A 15,266-nucleotide genomic window follows, 5' to 3' on the forward strand; every position below is an offset into this window, starting at 1 on the left:
TGGATCCTGACTTTCGTCAGGATGACGGGAAGGGAGAGTTGCGCACCACCCCAATCCAGCTAGCTACTATCGGTCTCTGTTTCCGACGAGCCTCGCTCTGTCGGACGCTTAGAACCGGAACGCAGTGCCCAGGTACACGGCTTGGCTGTCACGACGGTCATCATCGACCTTCACGAAGCGCTCGCGGTCCGACCGGTACCGCACGCCAGCCGTCACCGCGAGGCTACGCGTCAGAGCGTAGGACCCGCCAAGATCGACCGAATAGCTCGGCGCATCCTCGACGAGGCGCGGCGCGCTCGACAGCGGACGATCCGCCGCAGCCTTCACCGTCCCGCTGAAGCGCTTGGCGCTATAGCTCACCGCAAGGTCAGCCGCCTCGCGCCCACCCGGCATCACGCCGAGATCAAGCTTGTTCACGTCACCCGAGATCGCGAACCGCTTCCACCCGACCGACATGCCGAGGTTGTAGGCGATCGGCGCAATACCGACGGTCGGCGTGGTCGAAGCGAGGCTGGCCGTGTTCGCGACACCGCGGTTGGTCTGCGCACGGACCGCGACGGTCACCGCGCGGTTGTCCTGGCGCGTTTCGGCGGGCGTGAACTTGAAGCTGCCGGCGTCGAAGCCACCGCGCGCGAACATCGCGGCAAGGCGGGGGTCGGCAGCGGCCGGCGTGAACGATCCGATACCGCGAACCGCGGCGACGTTATGCTTGGCGATCCGGGCGGGCTGTTCGCTAGCGCCAAAGGCAGGCGCGACGATTGCGGCGGTGGCGACAAGCGCCCCGGCAACCACCCCAACTATTCCCCCACGCGTCATCACAACGAATCTGTCCTTCGAATCCCGTAATCGGATCCTGTTAAACCGCATCTAACATTAATTGATCCACAGCAAAGGCCGCAGAACCGCCCATTCCCACCCTTCGTCGCCGAATTGTCGGACAGTGTTGCAATCAGCACACAGATCGCCGCGATAGCGCTACCGAATCGGTCGCTTTCCCGGATCGGCCAGCCCCCCGCGCATACGCTCGTCGCGCACGCCGGCGTCTGCTTGCGGGCACGCGGGCTCGCCTGTAGAGCAAGGGCTGATTTTCTTGCCAGGATGATGCCCATGTTCCGCCGCTCGCGTATCGCAGTCGTGCTGTTTGCCCTGCCTCTCGTCGCTTGCGGCGGCGGATCGGCACGTCCCAAGGCGGATCTCGCCGCGTCGAAGATCACGACGATCGGCGTGAACAGCTACCTGTGGCGCGCAAGCCTCGACACGCTGGGCTTCATGCCGCTGCTCCAGACCGACTCCAATGGCGGCGTGATCGTCACCGACTGGTACATCAATCCGCAGACGCCGACCGAGCGCATGAAGGTCACCGTCTCGATCCTTGACCAGGATCTGCGCGCCGATGCGCTGCGCGTCGCTGCCCTGCGCGAAGTCAATCGCAACGGCCAGTGGGTCTCGTCGCCGGTCCAGGCAGCGACCACGCAGAAGCTCGAGGACATCATCCTGACCAAGGCCCGCGACCTGCGCCGCGCCTCGATCGCGGGCTGAGGACTGATATAATGGCGTCGCGTTTCAATGCGTTGAAGGCGGACGCGGCGTGGCAGAAGGTCTGGGACGAGCGCAAGACGTTCGCCGCCGACGATCTGTCGACCAAGCCGCGTTCGTACGTGCTCGAGATGTTCCCCTATCCGTCGGGGCGCATCCACATGGGGCATGTCCGAAACTACACGATGGGCGACGTGCTCGCGCGGTTCCGTCGGATGAAGGGCATGGAAGTGCTCCATCCGATGGGCTGGGACGCGTTCGGCATGCCCGCCGAGAACGCGGCGATGGAAAAGGGCGTGCATCCGGGCAACTGGACGCGCGCCAACATCGCGACGATGAAGGCGCAGCTGAAGCGGCTCGGCTTCGCGCTCGATTGGACGCGCGAACTGGCGACGTGCGAGCCTGAATATTATGGCCACGAGCAGGCGCTGTTCCTCGACCTGTTCGCGGCGGGGCTGGTCTACCGCAAGGAATCGGCGGTCAACTGGGATCCGGTCGACATGACCGTGCTCGCCAACGAGCAGGTGATCGACGGTCGCGGCTGGCGCTCGGGCGCGCTGGTCGAGCGGCGGAAGCTGTCGCAGTGGTTCCTGAAGATCACCGACTTCGCCGACGAACTGGTCGACGGGTTGGGCGCGCTCGAACATTGGCCCGACAAGGTCAAGCTGATGCAGGAAAACTGGATCGGCCGCAGCCAGGGCCTGCAGTTCAAGTTCGACCTCACTGCTCCCCTCCCGCGAGCGGGAGGGGTCGGGGGAGGGCTTGACACGAACGCGGCGGCAGCGTCCGAGGATGCCTCCCCTCCCCTGACCCCTCCCGCAAGCGGGAAGGGAATAGAGAGCGTCGAGGTCTTCACCACGCGTCCCGACACGATGTTCGGATCGAGCTTCGTCGCCGTCGCCGCCGATCACCCGATCGCGCGCGCCATCGCCGAGACGAACCCCGATGCGGCTGCGTTCATCGAACTCTGCAAGCGTGGCGGCACTACTGCGGCCGAGCTCGATACGCAGGAGAAGCTAGGCTTCGACACCGGTATCCGCGCGGTACATCCGCTCGACAAGAAATGGCACCTCCCCGTCTACATCGCCAACTTCGTGCTGATGGAATACGGCACCGGCGCGGTGTTCGGCGTCCCCGCGCACGACCAGCGCGATCTCGATTTCGCGCGCAAATACGACCTGCCCGTCAAGCGCGTCGTCAGCGAAGGCGATGACGAAGCCCCCGTGTTCGTCGGCGACATCGCCTGGACCGGCGCCGGCACGATCGTGAACTCGCATTTCCTCGACGGCATGGACATCGAGGACGCCAAGCGCGTCGTGATCGAGCGCGCCGAGAGCGAAGGCTGGGGCAAAGGCACGACCGTGTTCCGCCTGCGCGACTGGGGTGTCAGCCGCCAGCGGTATTGGGGCACGCCGATCCCGATCATCCACTGCGACGCATGCGGCGCGGTGCCGGTGCCCAAGGACCAGCTGCCGATCGTCCTGCCCGAGGACGTCAGCTTCGACATCCCCGGCAACCCGCTCGATCGCCACCCGACCTGGAAGCACGTCCCCTGCCCGTCCTGCGGTGCGAACGCGCGGCGCGAGACCGATACGCTCGACACGTTCGTCGATTCGTCGTGGTATTTCATCCGCTTCGCCAGCCAGCCGGACGCGAAACCGTTCGACCGGACGGGCGCGGAGAAGTGGCTGCCGGTCAACCAGTATATCGGCGGTGTCGAGCACGCGATCCTGCATCTGCTCTACGCCCGCTTCTGGACGCGCGCGCTGAAGCATATCGGCATGCTCGACATCGCCGAGCCGTTCGCCGGGCTGTTCACGCAAGGCATGGTCACGCACGAGACGTATAGCCGAGGCGACGCCGGCGACGCGCTGCCGGAAGCCGACACCGACGACGACGATTCGAGCGACGCACCGGTAAAGACGAAGTGGCTGTCCCCCGACGAGGTCCGCAAGACCGACGCGGGGTATATCGAGATCGCGACCGGCGGCCCTGTGACGGTCGGTCGCGTGACGAAGATGTCGAAGTCGAAGAAGAATACCGTCGATCCCGAGCCGATCGTCGACCAGTATGGCGCCGACGCGGTGCGCTGGTTCGTGCTCTCCGACTCGCCCCCCGAGCGCGATCTCCCCTGGAGCGAATCCGGCATTGAAGGCGCATGGCGGTTCGTCCAGCGTCTCTGGCGCCTGATCGAGTCCGACGACACCGCCAAGGCCGAGGGCGACGACATTGCCCTTCGCAAACTCTGCCACCGCACGACCGTCGGTATCGAGAGCGATATCAACGCCTTGCAGTTCAACAAGGCGGTCGCGCGGCTCTACTCGCTGTGCAGCGCGATCGAGAAGGCGGCGCCCTCCGCAGACCGCGAACAGGCGATCCGCACGTTGCTGTTGCTCGTCAGCCCGATGGTCCCGCACGTCGCCGAGGAAGCTTGGGCGACCGCCGGAAACGACGGCCTGATCGCCGACGCCGCCTGGCCGATCGTCGATCCGGCGATGCTGGTCGACGACGAGGTCACGATCGCGGTGCAGGTCAACGGCAAGCTCCGCGACACGCTCGTCTTCCCCAAGGGCGCACCGAAGGACGAGGTCGAAGCCGCCGCGCTCGCCTCCGAAAAGATCGTCCGCCTGCTCGAGGGCAAGCCGCCCCGGAAAGTGATCGTCGTGCCCGACCGTCTCGTGAACATCGTCGCATGAAGCGCCTAGCGATCCTCAGCGCGTTGGCGCTCGCTCCCGCGCTGTCGGGCTGCGGCCTGCACCCGCTCTACGCGGGCGGCAGCAGCGGCCCGGTCGCCGGCGCGCTCGGCCAGGTCGAGATCGCACCGATCGCGGGCAAGAACGGCTGGCTGATGGCCACCGCGCTGCGCGACCGCCTACCCTCGAACGGCGCACCGGCGCTCTACCGGATCGACATCCGCCTCGACGACACGATCAGCGGCCTCGGCGTCCGCACCGACGACAGCGTCTCGCGCGAACGCCGCACGTTGCGCGCGCGTTATCAACTCGTGCGGATCGGCGACAATTCGGTGCTGCTCGACGCGACCGCCGGCTCCGACGCCGGCATCGACGTCGTCCGCTCCGAATATGCGACGATCGCGGCCGAGAACACTGCGCTCGAACGCCTGTCGCAGATCGTCGCCGACCAGATCGTCGCGCGCGTTGCGCTGTATGCACGCAACACGCCTGCGGTCGCCGCGGCGCAGGCCACTCCGCCCGCCAAGTGAAGGCCAGCGCCGGCCAGATCCGCGGTGCGCTGGCCAAACCGGGCGGCGACATCCGCCTGTACCTGCTCCACGGCCCCGACGAGCCCGGCGCGAGCGACCTCGCCCGCGTGCTGGCCAAGGCGATGGGCGCGGATGCCGAGCGCGTCGATCTCGACGGCTCGACGCTGAAAAGCGACCCCGGCCGGCTGACCGACGATGCCGCCTCGCTATCGTTGTTCGCCGGCGCAAGGTTCGTCCGCGTCGCCTCGGCAGGCGAGGAAAGCCTCGAAGCGTTCACCAACCTCTTGGCCGCCGAACGCGTCGGTAACCCCGTCGTCGCGATCGCCCCGACCGTCAAATCCACCGCCAAGATCGTCAAGCTCGCGATCGACTCGCCACGCGCGATGGCGTTCGCCTGCTACGCCCCGACCGCGCAGGACGCCGAACGCCTCGCGACGACGATCGCCAACGAGAACGGCCTCCGCCCCGCCCCCGGCGTCGCCCGCCGCCTCGTCGATACGACCGGCGGCGACCGCGCCGTCATTTCGCGCGAGATCGAGAAGCTCGCGCTATACCTCGATGCCGCACCCGATCGCCCCGCGGACCTCGATCACCACGCACTCGATGCCGTCGGTGCAGACCTCGGCGATGCGGAAATGAGCCGTGCGATCGATGCGGTGATCGAAGGCCGGGTCGACGATCTCGGTGCCGAACTCGCCGTGCTCGAAGAAGCCGGCACCTCGCCGATCCCCTGGCTCCGCCAACTCGTCCGCCGCCTGATCGCGCTCGCCGACATGCGTGGCGAAATCGACCGCGGCGAAGCAGTCGACGCGGTGATGAAACGCCACCGCGTGTTCTTCAAGGAAGAGGCCAGCACGGCTAGGTCGCTACGCCGCTGGTCACCGGTAATGCTCGCCACCGCGATCCAGCGCGTCCGGACCGCCGAGCGCGCGATCATGGCGTCGGGGAATGCCGGCGGGGTGGTGGCGGAGGCAGCGGTGGTGGCGCTATCCCAAGCGATCGCACGGCGAAACTAACGCATTTGCCCCCCCCCGTTCGTGCTGAGTAGAGACCGAGTAGCTCCGTCAGGAGCGTATCGAGGGCTCGTATCGAAGCATGGGTTCCGCGCGCCAACCTGTCCTTCGATACGCCATCTCGATACGCGGCAATGCCGCTACTCGATGGCTACTCAGGACGAACGGGGTTGAGATCCGTCGCCACTCAGATCGCCCCACCCGTAAGCCGCTGGCAAACCATATCGAGCTGGTCCAACGTCGAGTAACTCAACGTCAACGTCCCCCCAGTCTCGGTATGCGCAACCCGGACCTGCAACCCCAGCAGATCCGCCAACTGCCGCTCCAACGCCGCGATATCCGCATCCGGCACCCGAGGCTCGGACGACCCACCGCCGCCACGACTCCGCCCAGGCTTCGCATCCCGCGCCAGCTTCTCGGTCTCGCGTACCGACAGCCCCCGCGACACGACCTGGTCCGCGAGCGACTCCACATCGGGCGACCCGAGCAAAGCCCGAGCATGCCCCATCGACAGCGACCCATCGACCACCTGCGACTGCACCTGCGCAGGCAGCTCCAGCAGCCGCAGCAGGTTCGCGACATGACTGCGCGACTTGTGGACGATCTTGGCGAGCACCTCCTGCGTATGCCCATATTCGCCCGCCAGCCGCTGATACGCCTGCGCTTCTTCGATCGCGTTGAGATCCTCGCGCTGGATGTTCTCAATCAGAGCGATCTCAAGCGTCTCGGCGTCGTCGAAGTCGCGGACGACGACCGGCACCTCGTGCAGACGCGCACGCTGCGCCGCCCGCCAGCGCCGCTCGCCCGCAACGATCTGAAAGTCATGCCCGTGCGGTCGCACCACGATGGGCTGGATCAGCCCGCGCGACGCGATCGACGCGGCCAGTTCGTCGAGCATCGCTTCGTCGAAATGGCGACGCGGCTGATCGGGATGTGGCGATAGCGAACTGACCGGCAGCATCCGCACACCCGACGATTGCTGCGCCGCACCATCGGCTGAAACCGGCGTCTCGCGCGCCATCTCGCCGAGCAGCGCGTTGAGGCCCCTGCCCAAGCCCGGCCGACCGCGTTTGTTACCGTCGCTCATGCCGCAACCTGCGCAGTTGCCGGAAGCCGCCCGATAAGTTCGCGGGCGAGCGCAATATACGCCTGCGACCCCGAACACCGGTGATCGTAGATCAGGGCCGGCAACCCATGGCTTGGCGCCTCCGAGAGCCGGACGTTGCGCGGGATCACCGTCTCGAAAACGACCTTGCCCAACACGGCGCGAACATCCGCCGAGACCTGATCGGTCAACCGGTTCCGGCGATCGAACATTGTCAGCGCCACGCCCAAAATCGACAGGCCTGGGTTAAACCGCTGGCGGATGCGCTCGACCGTACTCAACAACTGCGACAACCCCTCAAGCGCGAAAAACTCGCATTGCAGCGGCACCAGCAGTGAATCCGCCGCGACCATAGCGTTGATCGTCAGTAGCCCCAGCGACGGCGGGCAATCGATCAGCGCAATGTCCCACGGCCCCTGCGCCGCCTTCACCGCGCGATCGAGCCGGTGCGTCCGCGCGTCGAAATCGACCAACTCGATCTCCGCCCCCGACAGGTCCACGGTCGCCGGCACGATATCGAGCCGCGGCACGCGCGTATGCACCACCGCTTCCTCGATCGACGTTTCGCCTACCAGCACATCGTAGCTCGACCGTTCGCGCTGCGAATGGCCGATGCCGAGGCCGGTCGATGCGTTGCCCTGCGGATCGAGATCGACCAGCAGCACGCGCATACCCGTCGCCGCGAGCGCGGTCGCGAGGTTGATGGCGCTGGTGGTCTTGCCCACCCCGCCCTTTTGATTGGCGACCGCGATGGTGATCATCGCGCGCTTACCCGATCCAGAACCACGATCGACGACTCCGGGTTCGTGACGCTTTGTTCCACGTGGAACATAAACCGCCAATGCTGCTTGAGCGCGGCCAGCTCCTCCTCGTCGAAACGCCCCCGAGGAAGCAACCACCGCGTCTCCGTTGTGGCGCAGTGCGCCGCGCCACGCAAAAGGTTTTGCAACGACGCGACCGCACGAGCGGAAATGATCGAAGCGTCCGCGGTCATATTTTCGACTTTCGAGGCGTGAACGCGGACCTGCTCTCCAAGCCCCAGCCGGGCGACACACAGCTGAAGAAAGTCCGCACGCCGGCGCCGGGGCTCGACCAGATCAACCGGCCCCTCGCGAACCAGTGCAACGACCATACCAGGAAATCCCCCGCCAGTGCCGATATCGAGCCAGCGCTTCGACGACGTATCCGCCCCTGAAAGCGCAACCAACTGAAGCGAATCCACCACGTGCCGGTCCCAGATCGTCGGGATCGTCGACGGCGCGATTAGGTTCTGATGCGGCGCTTCCTCGACGACCATCGCCACGAACGCGTTCAAGCGCTCGGTCGCTGCCGCCCCGAACCGCTCCTTGGTCCAGCCCTGTGCGTCGTCTTCAGTCATGCTGGCACTCGTTTCGTATGCAATAGAACAGCCGACAAAGCCGCCGGGGTGATCCCCCGCACCCGCGCCGCCGCCGCCAGCGAGGTCGGCCGCGCAGCGCTCAGGCGATCGATCATCTCGTTCGAAAGGCCCGGCACGCGATCATAGGCAAGGTCCTCCGGCAAACGGATCGCCTCGTCGGCCCGCAACCGCGCGACCTCCTGCGCCTGCCGCTCGATATACGGAGCGTAGCGCGCGTCCTCTAACACTTCGTCAACGACCGCCATCGGGATTCCCGCCGCAGCGTCCGGCGCGACATGCGCGAGCGTCACGCCCTCAAACCGGAGCCAGTCGAAGGCCGTCCGCCGCGCGCCATCTCGACCAATCGCCACACCCTGATCGGCCACGTGGGTTGCAGTCCGCTCGCAGTCGAGTGCCGAACGGAAACGAGCACGATCCTCGGCCAGCGCATGCTGATGTGCCAACCGCTCGGGTCCAAGACACCCCGCCGCCTCCGCAATCCCGCCCAGCCGAGTCTCCGCATTGTCCGCGCGCAACGACAACCGGAACTCCGCCCGTGCCGTCAGCATCCGATACGGCTCGGTCACCCCCTGCAGCGTAAGGTCGTCGATCATCACCCCAAGATAGCTCGACGCACGATCCAGGATCACCGGCGCCAGCTCGCACGCATACGCCGCCGCGTTTAGCCCAGCGACGAGACCCTGCCCCGCCGCTTCCTCATACCCGGTCGTACCGTTGATCTGCCCCGCGCAGAACACGCCCTCGATCGCACCCAACGCAAGCCGCGTATCGAGCGCGCGCGGATCGATATAATCATATTCGACCGCATAGCCCGGCATCGTCATAGTCACCCGCTCAAGCCCGGGAATGCTGGCCAGCATCGCCGCCTGAACCTCGACCGGCAGCGACGTCGACAACCCGTTCGGGTAAACCGTCGCATCATCGAGCCCCTCGGGTTCGAGGAAAACCTGGTGCCCGTCCCGGTCGCCAAACCGATGCACCTTATCCTCGATCGAAGGACAGTAACGCGGCCCCGCCGCCTCGATCGCACCGGTGAACAAAGGCGACCGGTGGAACGCCTCACGAATAATCGCATGCGTCCGATCGGTCGTCCGCGTGATGGCACACGCGACCTGGGGCAATGGACGCGCACCGGTCATCGGCGACATAGTCCAGGGATCGAGGTCCGACGGCTGTTCGGCAAGCGCGCCCCAATCGATCGTCCGCCCATCGAGACGGGGTGGTGTCCCGGTCTTGAGTCGCGCCATCGGCAGGTCCCGCGCGCGCAACTGGTCCGCGAGTGGCTTGGCGGCCCGTTCGCCGATCCGGCCCCCTTCCTCGCGGTCATCCCCCCGGAATATACGTCCCCCAAGGAATGTCCCGGTCGCCAATACGACCGCTCGTGCTGCGACGATCGAGCCATCCGCCAGCACGACACCCGCCAAGCGATCGCCGTCAAAGTGCAACTCAGTCGCCTCGCCCTCGACGATCGAAAGCCCCTCGGTGGCCGCAAGCATCGCCTGGATCGCTCCCGAGTAAAGGCGGCGATCAGCCTGGATCCGAGGCCCCTGCACCGCCGAACCCTTGCTGCGATTGAGCATCCGATAATGGATCGCGGCAGCATCGGCCGCGCGTCCGATCAGCCCGTCGAACGCGTCGACTTCGCGAACCATGTGCCCTTTTCCGAGCCCACCAATCGCCGGATTGCACGACATCGCGCCAATATGCGCAGCGTCGAACGACACGAGCGCAGTACGCGCGCCCCGCCGCGCCGCCGCGGCTGCGGCTTCGGTTCCGGCATGGCCACCGCCAACCACCACTACATCGAACATGCTATGGCCGTAGAACGCCGCGACCTACGCGTCAAAGTTGTTCCACGTGGAACATCACTTCCCAATGCAGAAACGTCCGAACAGCGCGTCGAGCATCTCCCCCGTCGCGTCGAGCCCAAGTACGCCAGCAAGAATCGCGCAAGCCTGTCGAAGGTGTTCCGCGACAATAAGCGCATCGGAGCTTCGATACCGAAGAGCCTCGACTGCCGCAGCGCATTGCCGGCGCTGGTGCTGCTTCAATGTGATCTCATCACCACGCGGCAGCATCGCAATCGCTCGCCGATGCAGTTCCCCCCAAAGGGCATCGAGCGATTCCCGGTCGGTGTGCGAGACCGCCAATGTCCGGTCAGCGGGCAGTTCCCCCCGCCCCGGCAGATCGGCGCGCGCATGAATCCAGATCGCATCGGCGCGGCTCGGCGCGGTATCGGCCAGCCACATCACGATGTCCGCCGCGGCGAGCGCACCTTCCGCACGCGTAACGCCGATCGCCTCGATCGGGTCGAGCGTATCGATCAAACCCGCGGTATCGGTCAGCACATAGGCAACCCCGTTCCGCATCACCGGCACGTCGATGCGGTCGCGCGTCGTTCCCGAGATCGGCGAGACGATCGCCGCATCGCGCTCGCCGAGCAGGTTGAGCAGCGTCGACTTGCCGCTGTTGGGAGGACCACCGATGACCACGCGCAGCCCGTCCTTGAGCCGCTCGACCGGCGGGGCATCGACCACCGCCTCGATCTGCGCCGCGAGCGCAGCGATCTCCGAGACGATCGCATCGAACGCCGCGGTATCGCTTGCGACGTCGTCCTCGTCGGCGAAGTCGAGCATCGCCTCGATCCGCGCAGACAGCATCGCGACCGAGTCCATCCAGCCGCGGACGGCTTGGCTCACGCGACCTTCCGCCGCGGTCATCGCAGCGACGCGCTGGCTCTCGGTCTCGGCTTCGAGAAGGTCGGCGAGCCCTTCGGCTTCGGTCAGGTCGATGCGGCCGTTGGTCAGCGCGCGACGCGTGAACTCGCCCGGCTCGGCATGACGAAGGCCGGGCATCCCCGACAACGCACGCTCCACCGCCGCAATCACTGCCCGACCACCGTGGCAGTGAAACTCGACCAGGTCTTCGCCAGTCGCCGTCGCGGGTCCCGGAAACACGATTACCAGCGCGCGGTCTAGCAACGCCCCATCGGTGTCCCGCAGTCCCCGGAGGCTGGCATGGCGCGGCACCGGCAATGGTCCCGCCAGCGCCTCGGCCGCAGCAAACGCCTGACGCCCGCTCACCCGAACGACGGCGATCGCCGCTGGCGGTCGCCCGCTCGATACCGCGAAAATCGTCTTCACGGGAAACTCAGCCGCTTTTCGTCGCGCTGTCGAACAGCCGCTTCCACATCGCCATCCCCGCCTCGCCCATCGGCTGCCAGCCGCGCATCATAGATTCGAGCATTTCCGGCTTCATCTGGCCGTCCGGAATAGCCTCCATCATCATCGCGATGTAGCGGTCGTGGATCGGCGTCAGGTCGGGCAGCCCGACCGCGCGACGTGCTTCTTCGGGGGTGCATTCGATCTCGATATTCATCTTCATGTGACGCACCCTCGATGACGCTTGAGCGGTCCATCGCGGCGCTGCATAGCGGGGGAATGTATGCGCGCGATGCCGCCTCGATCGCAACGCCTATCGGTCTGGTCCGCGTGACCGGCACGGGGGACCGGATCGACGCGATCGATATCGGCGTGGAGGATGGTTCGACCAGCGATGCCCCCGCGATCCTGGAAGCACTCCGCCAGATCGAAGCATATTTCGCCGGACGGCTGACCGAGTTCGACCTACCACTCGCGCTCTCCCCTACCCCGCGCGGTGCCGACCTTCGCCAGGCGATCGTCGACATCGCCTACGGGGAGACGGCCAGCTACGGCGCACTCGCCAAGGCGATCGGCTCGAGCCCACGCGCGATCGGCCAGGCGTGCGCACGCAATCCTTTTCCGATCATCGTCCCCTGCCACCGAATCCTTGGAGCCGGCGGAGCGCTTGGTGCGTACTCCGCGGGGGACGGCCCGATCACCAAATCCCGGCTACTCGACCACGAGCGGCCTCCAGGAGGACTGTTATGACGAACACTACCAAGATTGCCACGCTCGCGGGCGATGGCGAATTCACCGCGTATCGCGCGACGCCAGCGGGCACGCCAAAGGCCGCGATCGTCGTGATCCAGGAGATCTTCGGCGTGAACGCCGGGATCCGCCGCAAGTGCGATACGCTCGCCGAGGCCGGCTATCTCGCAATCGCCCCCGACCTGTTCTGGCGCCTCGAGCCGGGCATCGAGCTCGATCCGGACATCAAGCCCGAGTTCGACCGCGCGCTCGGTCTGATGGGTCAGTTCGACCAGAATAAGGGCATCGCCGATATCGAGGCGACAATCCGTGCGGCGCGCGCCGAACTCGGCGACGACGCCAAGGTCGGCGTGGTCGGCTACTGCCTCGGCGGGCGCCTCGCGTTCATGACCGCGGCACGTACCGACGTCGATGCGAGCGTCGGCTATTACGGCGTCGGGATCGACGGCCTGCTCGGCGAAAAGCACGCGATCGCACATCCGGTGCTGTTGCACGTGCCGGAGGAGGATCACTTCGTCGACAAGGCCGCACAGGCAGCGATGCACGCCGGGCTAGACGATCACCCCAAGGTGACGATCTACGATTACGCGGGCGAGGATCACGGCTTCGCGACCGAGTTCGGCGAGCGTCGCTCGGACGCATCGGCCAAGCTGGCGGACGAGCGTACGGCAAAGTTCTTCGCGGAGAATCTGGGCTAACCACGCCCTCCCCGTCACTCCTGTTCCGGGGTGACGGGGTGCTGACGACAGACATGAAAAAGGCCTCGCCGGACGATCCCGGCGAGGCCTTTTCCTTATCCCACTCGCACCGCGATCAGCGCAGCAGCGAGATGATCCCGAGCGTCTCGCCGGTGCCGACCCAGCCCTCGTAGATCATCTTCAACGCGACCACGAGGATCACCGCGAGGCCCATATACGCGATCCAGCGATACTTGTTGATCACGCGCGCGATGTAGTTCGCCGCGAGACCCATCATCGCGACCGACAGCAGCAGGCCGATGACGAGGATACCGGGATGCTCGCGCGCCGCGCCGGCGACCGCCAGGACGTTGTCGAGGCTCATCGAGACATCGGCGACGGCGACGGCCCAAGCAGCGCTCGCAAAGCCCTTCGAGGAGCGGATACCCGATCGCTCGTCGCCCTCGATCTCCTCGGAGCCCGCATTCTCCGCGCCCTCGCGGATTTCGCGCCAGAACTTCCAGCTGACCCAGAGCAGCAACAGGCCGCCCGCGAAGATCAGCCCTACGATCCCCATCAGCCACGTCACGATCAACGCGAAGAAGATGCGCAGCACGAGCGCGGCGCCGATGCCGATCAGGATGACCTTCTTGCGCTGGTCGGTGGGCAGCCCGGCGGCGAGCGCGCCGACGACGATCGCGTTGTCGCCCGCGAGGACGAGGTCGATCATCAGGACCGATCCGAACGCGGCAAGCGCCTTCGGGTCGCCGAGGTTGGAGAAGTCGGCGACGATGTGCTGCCAGATCTCCAGCGGCGAGCCGGGGCCCGCGGTGCTCGATGCGGCGGCGGCCAGCATGGCGATGATACTCAAGATGTCAGCTCCCGGTGACGTGGGTCACCAGCGGCGAGCGATGGTGACGGATTATAGGGCGTTTAATAGCGAAACGGCACGCGAAAGCCATTGCTCTCGCGTGCCGCTTTTGCTTGGCCGGACATGGGCAAAGCCCATGTCGTCGGTCGGGGCCCTGCCCCGCCGGCCGGATCGATGCGAGTCCCGCTGCAGCATGCAGCGGGCCGCATTCGATCATTGATTCATACTGTCGAAGAAATTCTCGTTGGTCTTCGAATCCTTCATCTTGTCGAGCAGGAACTCCATCGCGTCGATCGTGCCCATCTGCATCAGGATGCGGCGCAGGACCCACATCTTGCTGAGCTTGGCCTTGTCGACCAGCAGCTCTTCCTTGCGGGTGCCCGACTTGCCGACGTCCAGCGCCGGGAAGATGCGCTTGTCCGCGACCTTGCGATCCAGCACGATTTCCGAGTTGCCGGTGCCCTTGAACTCCTCGAAGATCACCTCGTCCATGCGGCTGCCCGTATCGATCAGCGCGGTGGCGATGATCGAGAGCGAACCGCCTTCCTCGATGTTGCGTGCGGCACCGAAGAAGCGCTTCGGACGCTGCAGCGCGTTCGCATCGACACCACCGGTCAGGACCTTGCCCGACGACGGCACGACGGTGTTGTAAGCACGACCCAGACGCGTGATCGAGTCGAGCAGGATCACGACGTCCTTCTTGTGCTCGACCAGGCGCTTGGCCTTTTCGATCACCATTTCAGCGACCTGCACGTGGCGCTGCGCGGGTTCGTCGAAGGTCGAGCTGACCACCTCACCCTTCACGCTGCGCTGCATGTCGGTGACTTCCTCGGGGCGCTCGTCGATCAGCAGGACGATCAGGAACACCTCGGGGTGGTTGTCGGTGATCGCCTTGGCCATGTTCTGCAACATGACCGTCTTACCGACGCGTGGCGGTGCGACGATCAGCGTGCGCTGGCCCTTGCCCTGCGGCGAGACGATGTCGATCACGCGTGCCGACTTGTCCTTGACGGTCGGGTCGGCGGGATCGAGCGTCAGCTTGCTCTCGGGATAGAGCGGCGTGAGGTTGTCGAAATTGACGCGGTGGCGGACGACGTCGGGGTCGTCGAAATTGACCGCGGTCAGCTTCACCAGCGAAAAATAGCGTTCGCCATCCTTCGGCCCGCGGATTTCGCCCTCGACCGTGTCACCGGTGCGCAGCCCGAACTTCCGGACCTGGTTCGGCGAGATGTAAATGTCGTCCGGACCGGCGAGATAGTTCGATTCCGGCGAGCGCAGGAAGCCGAAGCCGTCGGGCAGCACTTCGATCGTGCCGAGCCCCATGATCTGGTCGCCATTGTCCGCCTGGACCTTCAGGATCGCGAACAGCAGGTCTTGCTTACGCAGCGTCGAGGCGCTCTCGACCCCCAGTTCCTCGGCCAGCTGGACCAGCTCGGCGGGTTTCTTTTTCTTCAGGTCTTTGAGATGCATGGGGATTTCCGGATAGCAATCAACGGGAGAACGCTCGGTCGGCGGTGCGCTTGGGAAGCGG

15 protein-coding genes are annotated in these 15,266 nt (G+C 65.9%); 6 read left to right on the forward strand and 9 right to left on the reverse strand.

The window, feature by feature from the left end; genetic code table 11:
* Window positions 1-108: 108 nt before the first annotated feature.
* Window positions 109-816 (reverse strand): hypothetical protein, encoded by a 708-nt coding sequence (locus ASE69_RS13580; protein WP_192976718.1) that lies wholly within the window; start codon window positions 814-816, stop codon window positions 109-111.
* Between the two features lie 291 nt (window positions 817-1,107).
* Here ASE69_RS13580 and ASE69_RS13585 point away from each other — a divergent pair, with 291 nt between their 5' ends.
* The 4 genes from ASE69_RS13585 to holA are packed head-to-tail and all read left to right on the forward strand — an operon-like array spanning window position 1,108 to window position 5,775.
* Window positions 1,108-1,539: a DUF3576 domain-containing protein gene (locus ASE69_RS13585; protein ID WP_056053843.1), complete on the forward strand. Its 432-nt coding sequence runs from the start codon at window positions 1,108-1,110 to the stop codon at window positions 1,537-1,539.
* 11 nt (window positions 1,540-1,550) lie between these two features.
* Window positions 1,551-4,232, forward strand: coding sequence for a leucine--tRNA ligase (leuS, locus tag ASE69_RS13590; RefSeq protein ID WP_056487582.1), 2,682 nt, complete (start codon window positions 1,551-1,553; stop codon window positions 4,230-4,232).
* Complete coding sequence (lptE, locus tag ASE69_RS13595; protein ID WP_056487585.1) at window positions 4,229-4,759, forward strand: LPS assembly lipoprotein LptE; 531 nt, start codon at window positions 4,229-4,231, stop codon at window positions 4,757-4,759. The genes leuS and lptE overlap by 4 nt, the downstream gene beginning before the upstream one ends.
* Entirely contained in the window at window positions 4,756-5,775 is a 1,020-nt protein-coding gene (gene holA / locus ASE69_RS13600; RefSeq protein WP_056487586.1) for a DNA polymerase III subunit delta, read from the forward strand. The genes lptE and holA overlap by 4 nt, the downstream gene beginning before the upstream one ends.
* A gap of 184 nt (window positions 5,776-5,959) precedes the next feature.
* Here holA and ASE69_RS13605 read toward each other — a convergent pair whose 3' ends face one another.
* The 6 genes from ASE69_RS13605 to ASE69_RS13630 are packed head-to-tail and all read right to left on the reverse strand — an operon-like array spanning window position 5,960 to window position 11,660.
* On the reverse strand, window positions 5,960-6,859 hold the full coding sequence (locus ASE69_RS13605; RefSeq protein ID WP_056487589.1) for a ParB/RepB/Spo0J family partition protein: 900 nt from the start codon (window positions 6,857-6,859) through the stop codon (window positions 5,960-5,962).
* Window positions 6,856-7,638 (reverse strand): ParA family protein, encoded by a 783-nt coding sequence (locus ASE69_RS13610; RefSeq protein ID WP_056487592.1) that lies wholly within the window; start codon window positions 7,636-7,638, stop codon window positions 6,856-6,858. The genes ASE69_RS13605 and ASE69_RS13610 overlap by 4 nt, the downstream gene beginning before the upstream one ends.
* Window positions 7,635-8,255, reverse strand: coding sequence for a 16S rRNA (guanine(527)-N(7))-methyltransferase RsmG (gene rsmG / locus ASE69_RS13615; protein ID WP_056487595.1), 621 nt, complete (start codon window positions 8,253-8,255; stop codon window positions 7,635-7,637). The genes ASE69_RS13610 and rsmG overlap by 4 nt, the downstream gene beginning before the upstream one ends.
* Complete coding sequence (gene mnmG, locus ASE69_RS13620) at window positions 8,252-10,087, reverse strand: tRNA uridine-5-carboxymethylaminomethyl(34) synthesis enzyme MnmG (RefSeq protein WP_056487599.1); 1,836 nt, start codon at window positions 10,085-10,087, stop codon at window positions 8,252-8,254. Before mnmG ends, rsmG begins: the two co-directional genes overlap by 4 nt.
* Before the next feature lie 54 nt (window positions 10,088-10,141).
* Window positions 10,142-11,419 (reverse strand): tRNA uridine-5-carboxymethylaminomethyl(34) synthesis GTPase MnmE, encoded by a 1,278-nt coding sequence (mnmE, locus tag ASE69_RS13625; protein ID WP_056487601.1) that lies wholly within the window; start codon window positions 11,417-11,419, stop codon window positions 10,142-10,144.
* A 7-nt stretch (window positions 11,420-11,426) separates the two neighbouring features.
* Entirely contained in the window at window positions 11,427-11,660 is a 234-nt protein-coding gene (locus ASE69_RS13630) for a DUF6489 family protein (protein ID WP_056053820.1), read from the reverse strand.
* Window positions 11,661-11,674: 14 nt separating this feature from the next.
* Here ASE69_RS13630 and ASE69_RS13635 point away from each other — a divergent pair, with 14 nt between their 5' ends.
* Window positions 11,675-12,187: a methylated-DNA--[protein]-cysteine S-methyltransferase gene (locus tag ASE69_RS13635; RefSeq protein WP_414883109.1), complete on the forward strand. Its 513-nt coding sequence runs from the start codon at window positions 11,675-11,677 to the stop codon at window positions 12,185-12,187.
* The gene (locus ASE69_RS13640) at window positions 12,184-12,885 is read left to right on the forward strand and encodes a dienelactone hydrolase family protein (RefSeq protein ID WP_056487609.1); all 702 of its coding nucleotides are present in this window, start codon (window positions 12,184-12,186) and stop codon (window positions 12,883-12,885) included. Before ASE69_RS13635 ends, ASE69_RS13640 begins: the two co-directional genes overlap by 4 nt.
* 115 nt (window positions 12,886-13,000) lie before the next feature.
* On the opposite strand, the gene ASE69_RS13645 is transcribed toward ASE69_RS13640, so the two are convergent.
* Both ASE69_RS13645 and rho read right to left on the reverse strand, forming a co-directional pair.
* Complete coding sequence (locus tag ASE69_RS13645; protein ID WP_200924177.1) at window positions 13,001-13,720, reverse strand: TerC family protein; 720 nt, start codon at window positions 13,718-13,720, stop codon at window positions 13,001-13,003.
* Between the two features lie 228 nt (window positions 13,721-13,948).
* Window positions 13,949-15,205, reverse strand: a complete 1,257-nt coding sequence (rho, locus tag ASE69_RS13650; RefSeq protein WP_031395107.1) for a transcription termination factor Rho — start codon at window positions 15,203-15,205, stop codon at window positions 13,949-13,951.
* Window positions 15,206-15,266: the final 61 nt, after the last annotated feature.

This window comes from Sphingomonas sp. Leaf208 (assembly GCF_001421415.1).
Taxonomy (GTDB): Bacteria; Pseudomonadota; Alphaproteobacteria; order Sphingomonadales; family Sphingomonadaceae; genus Sphingomonas.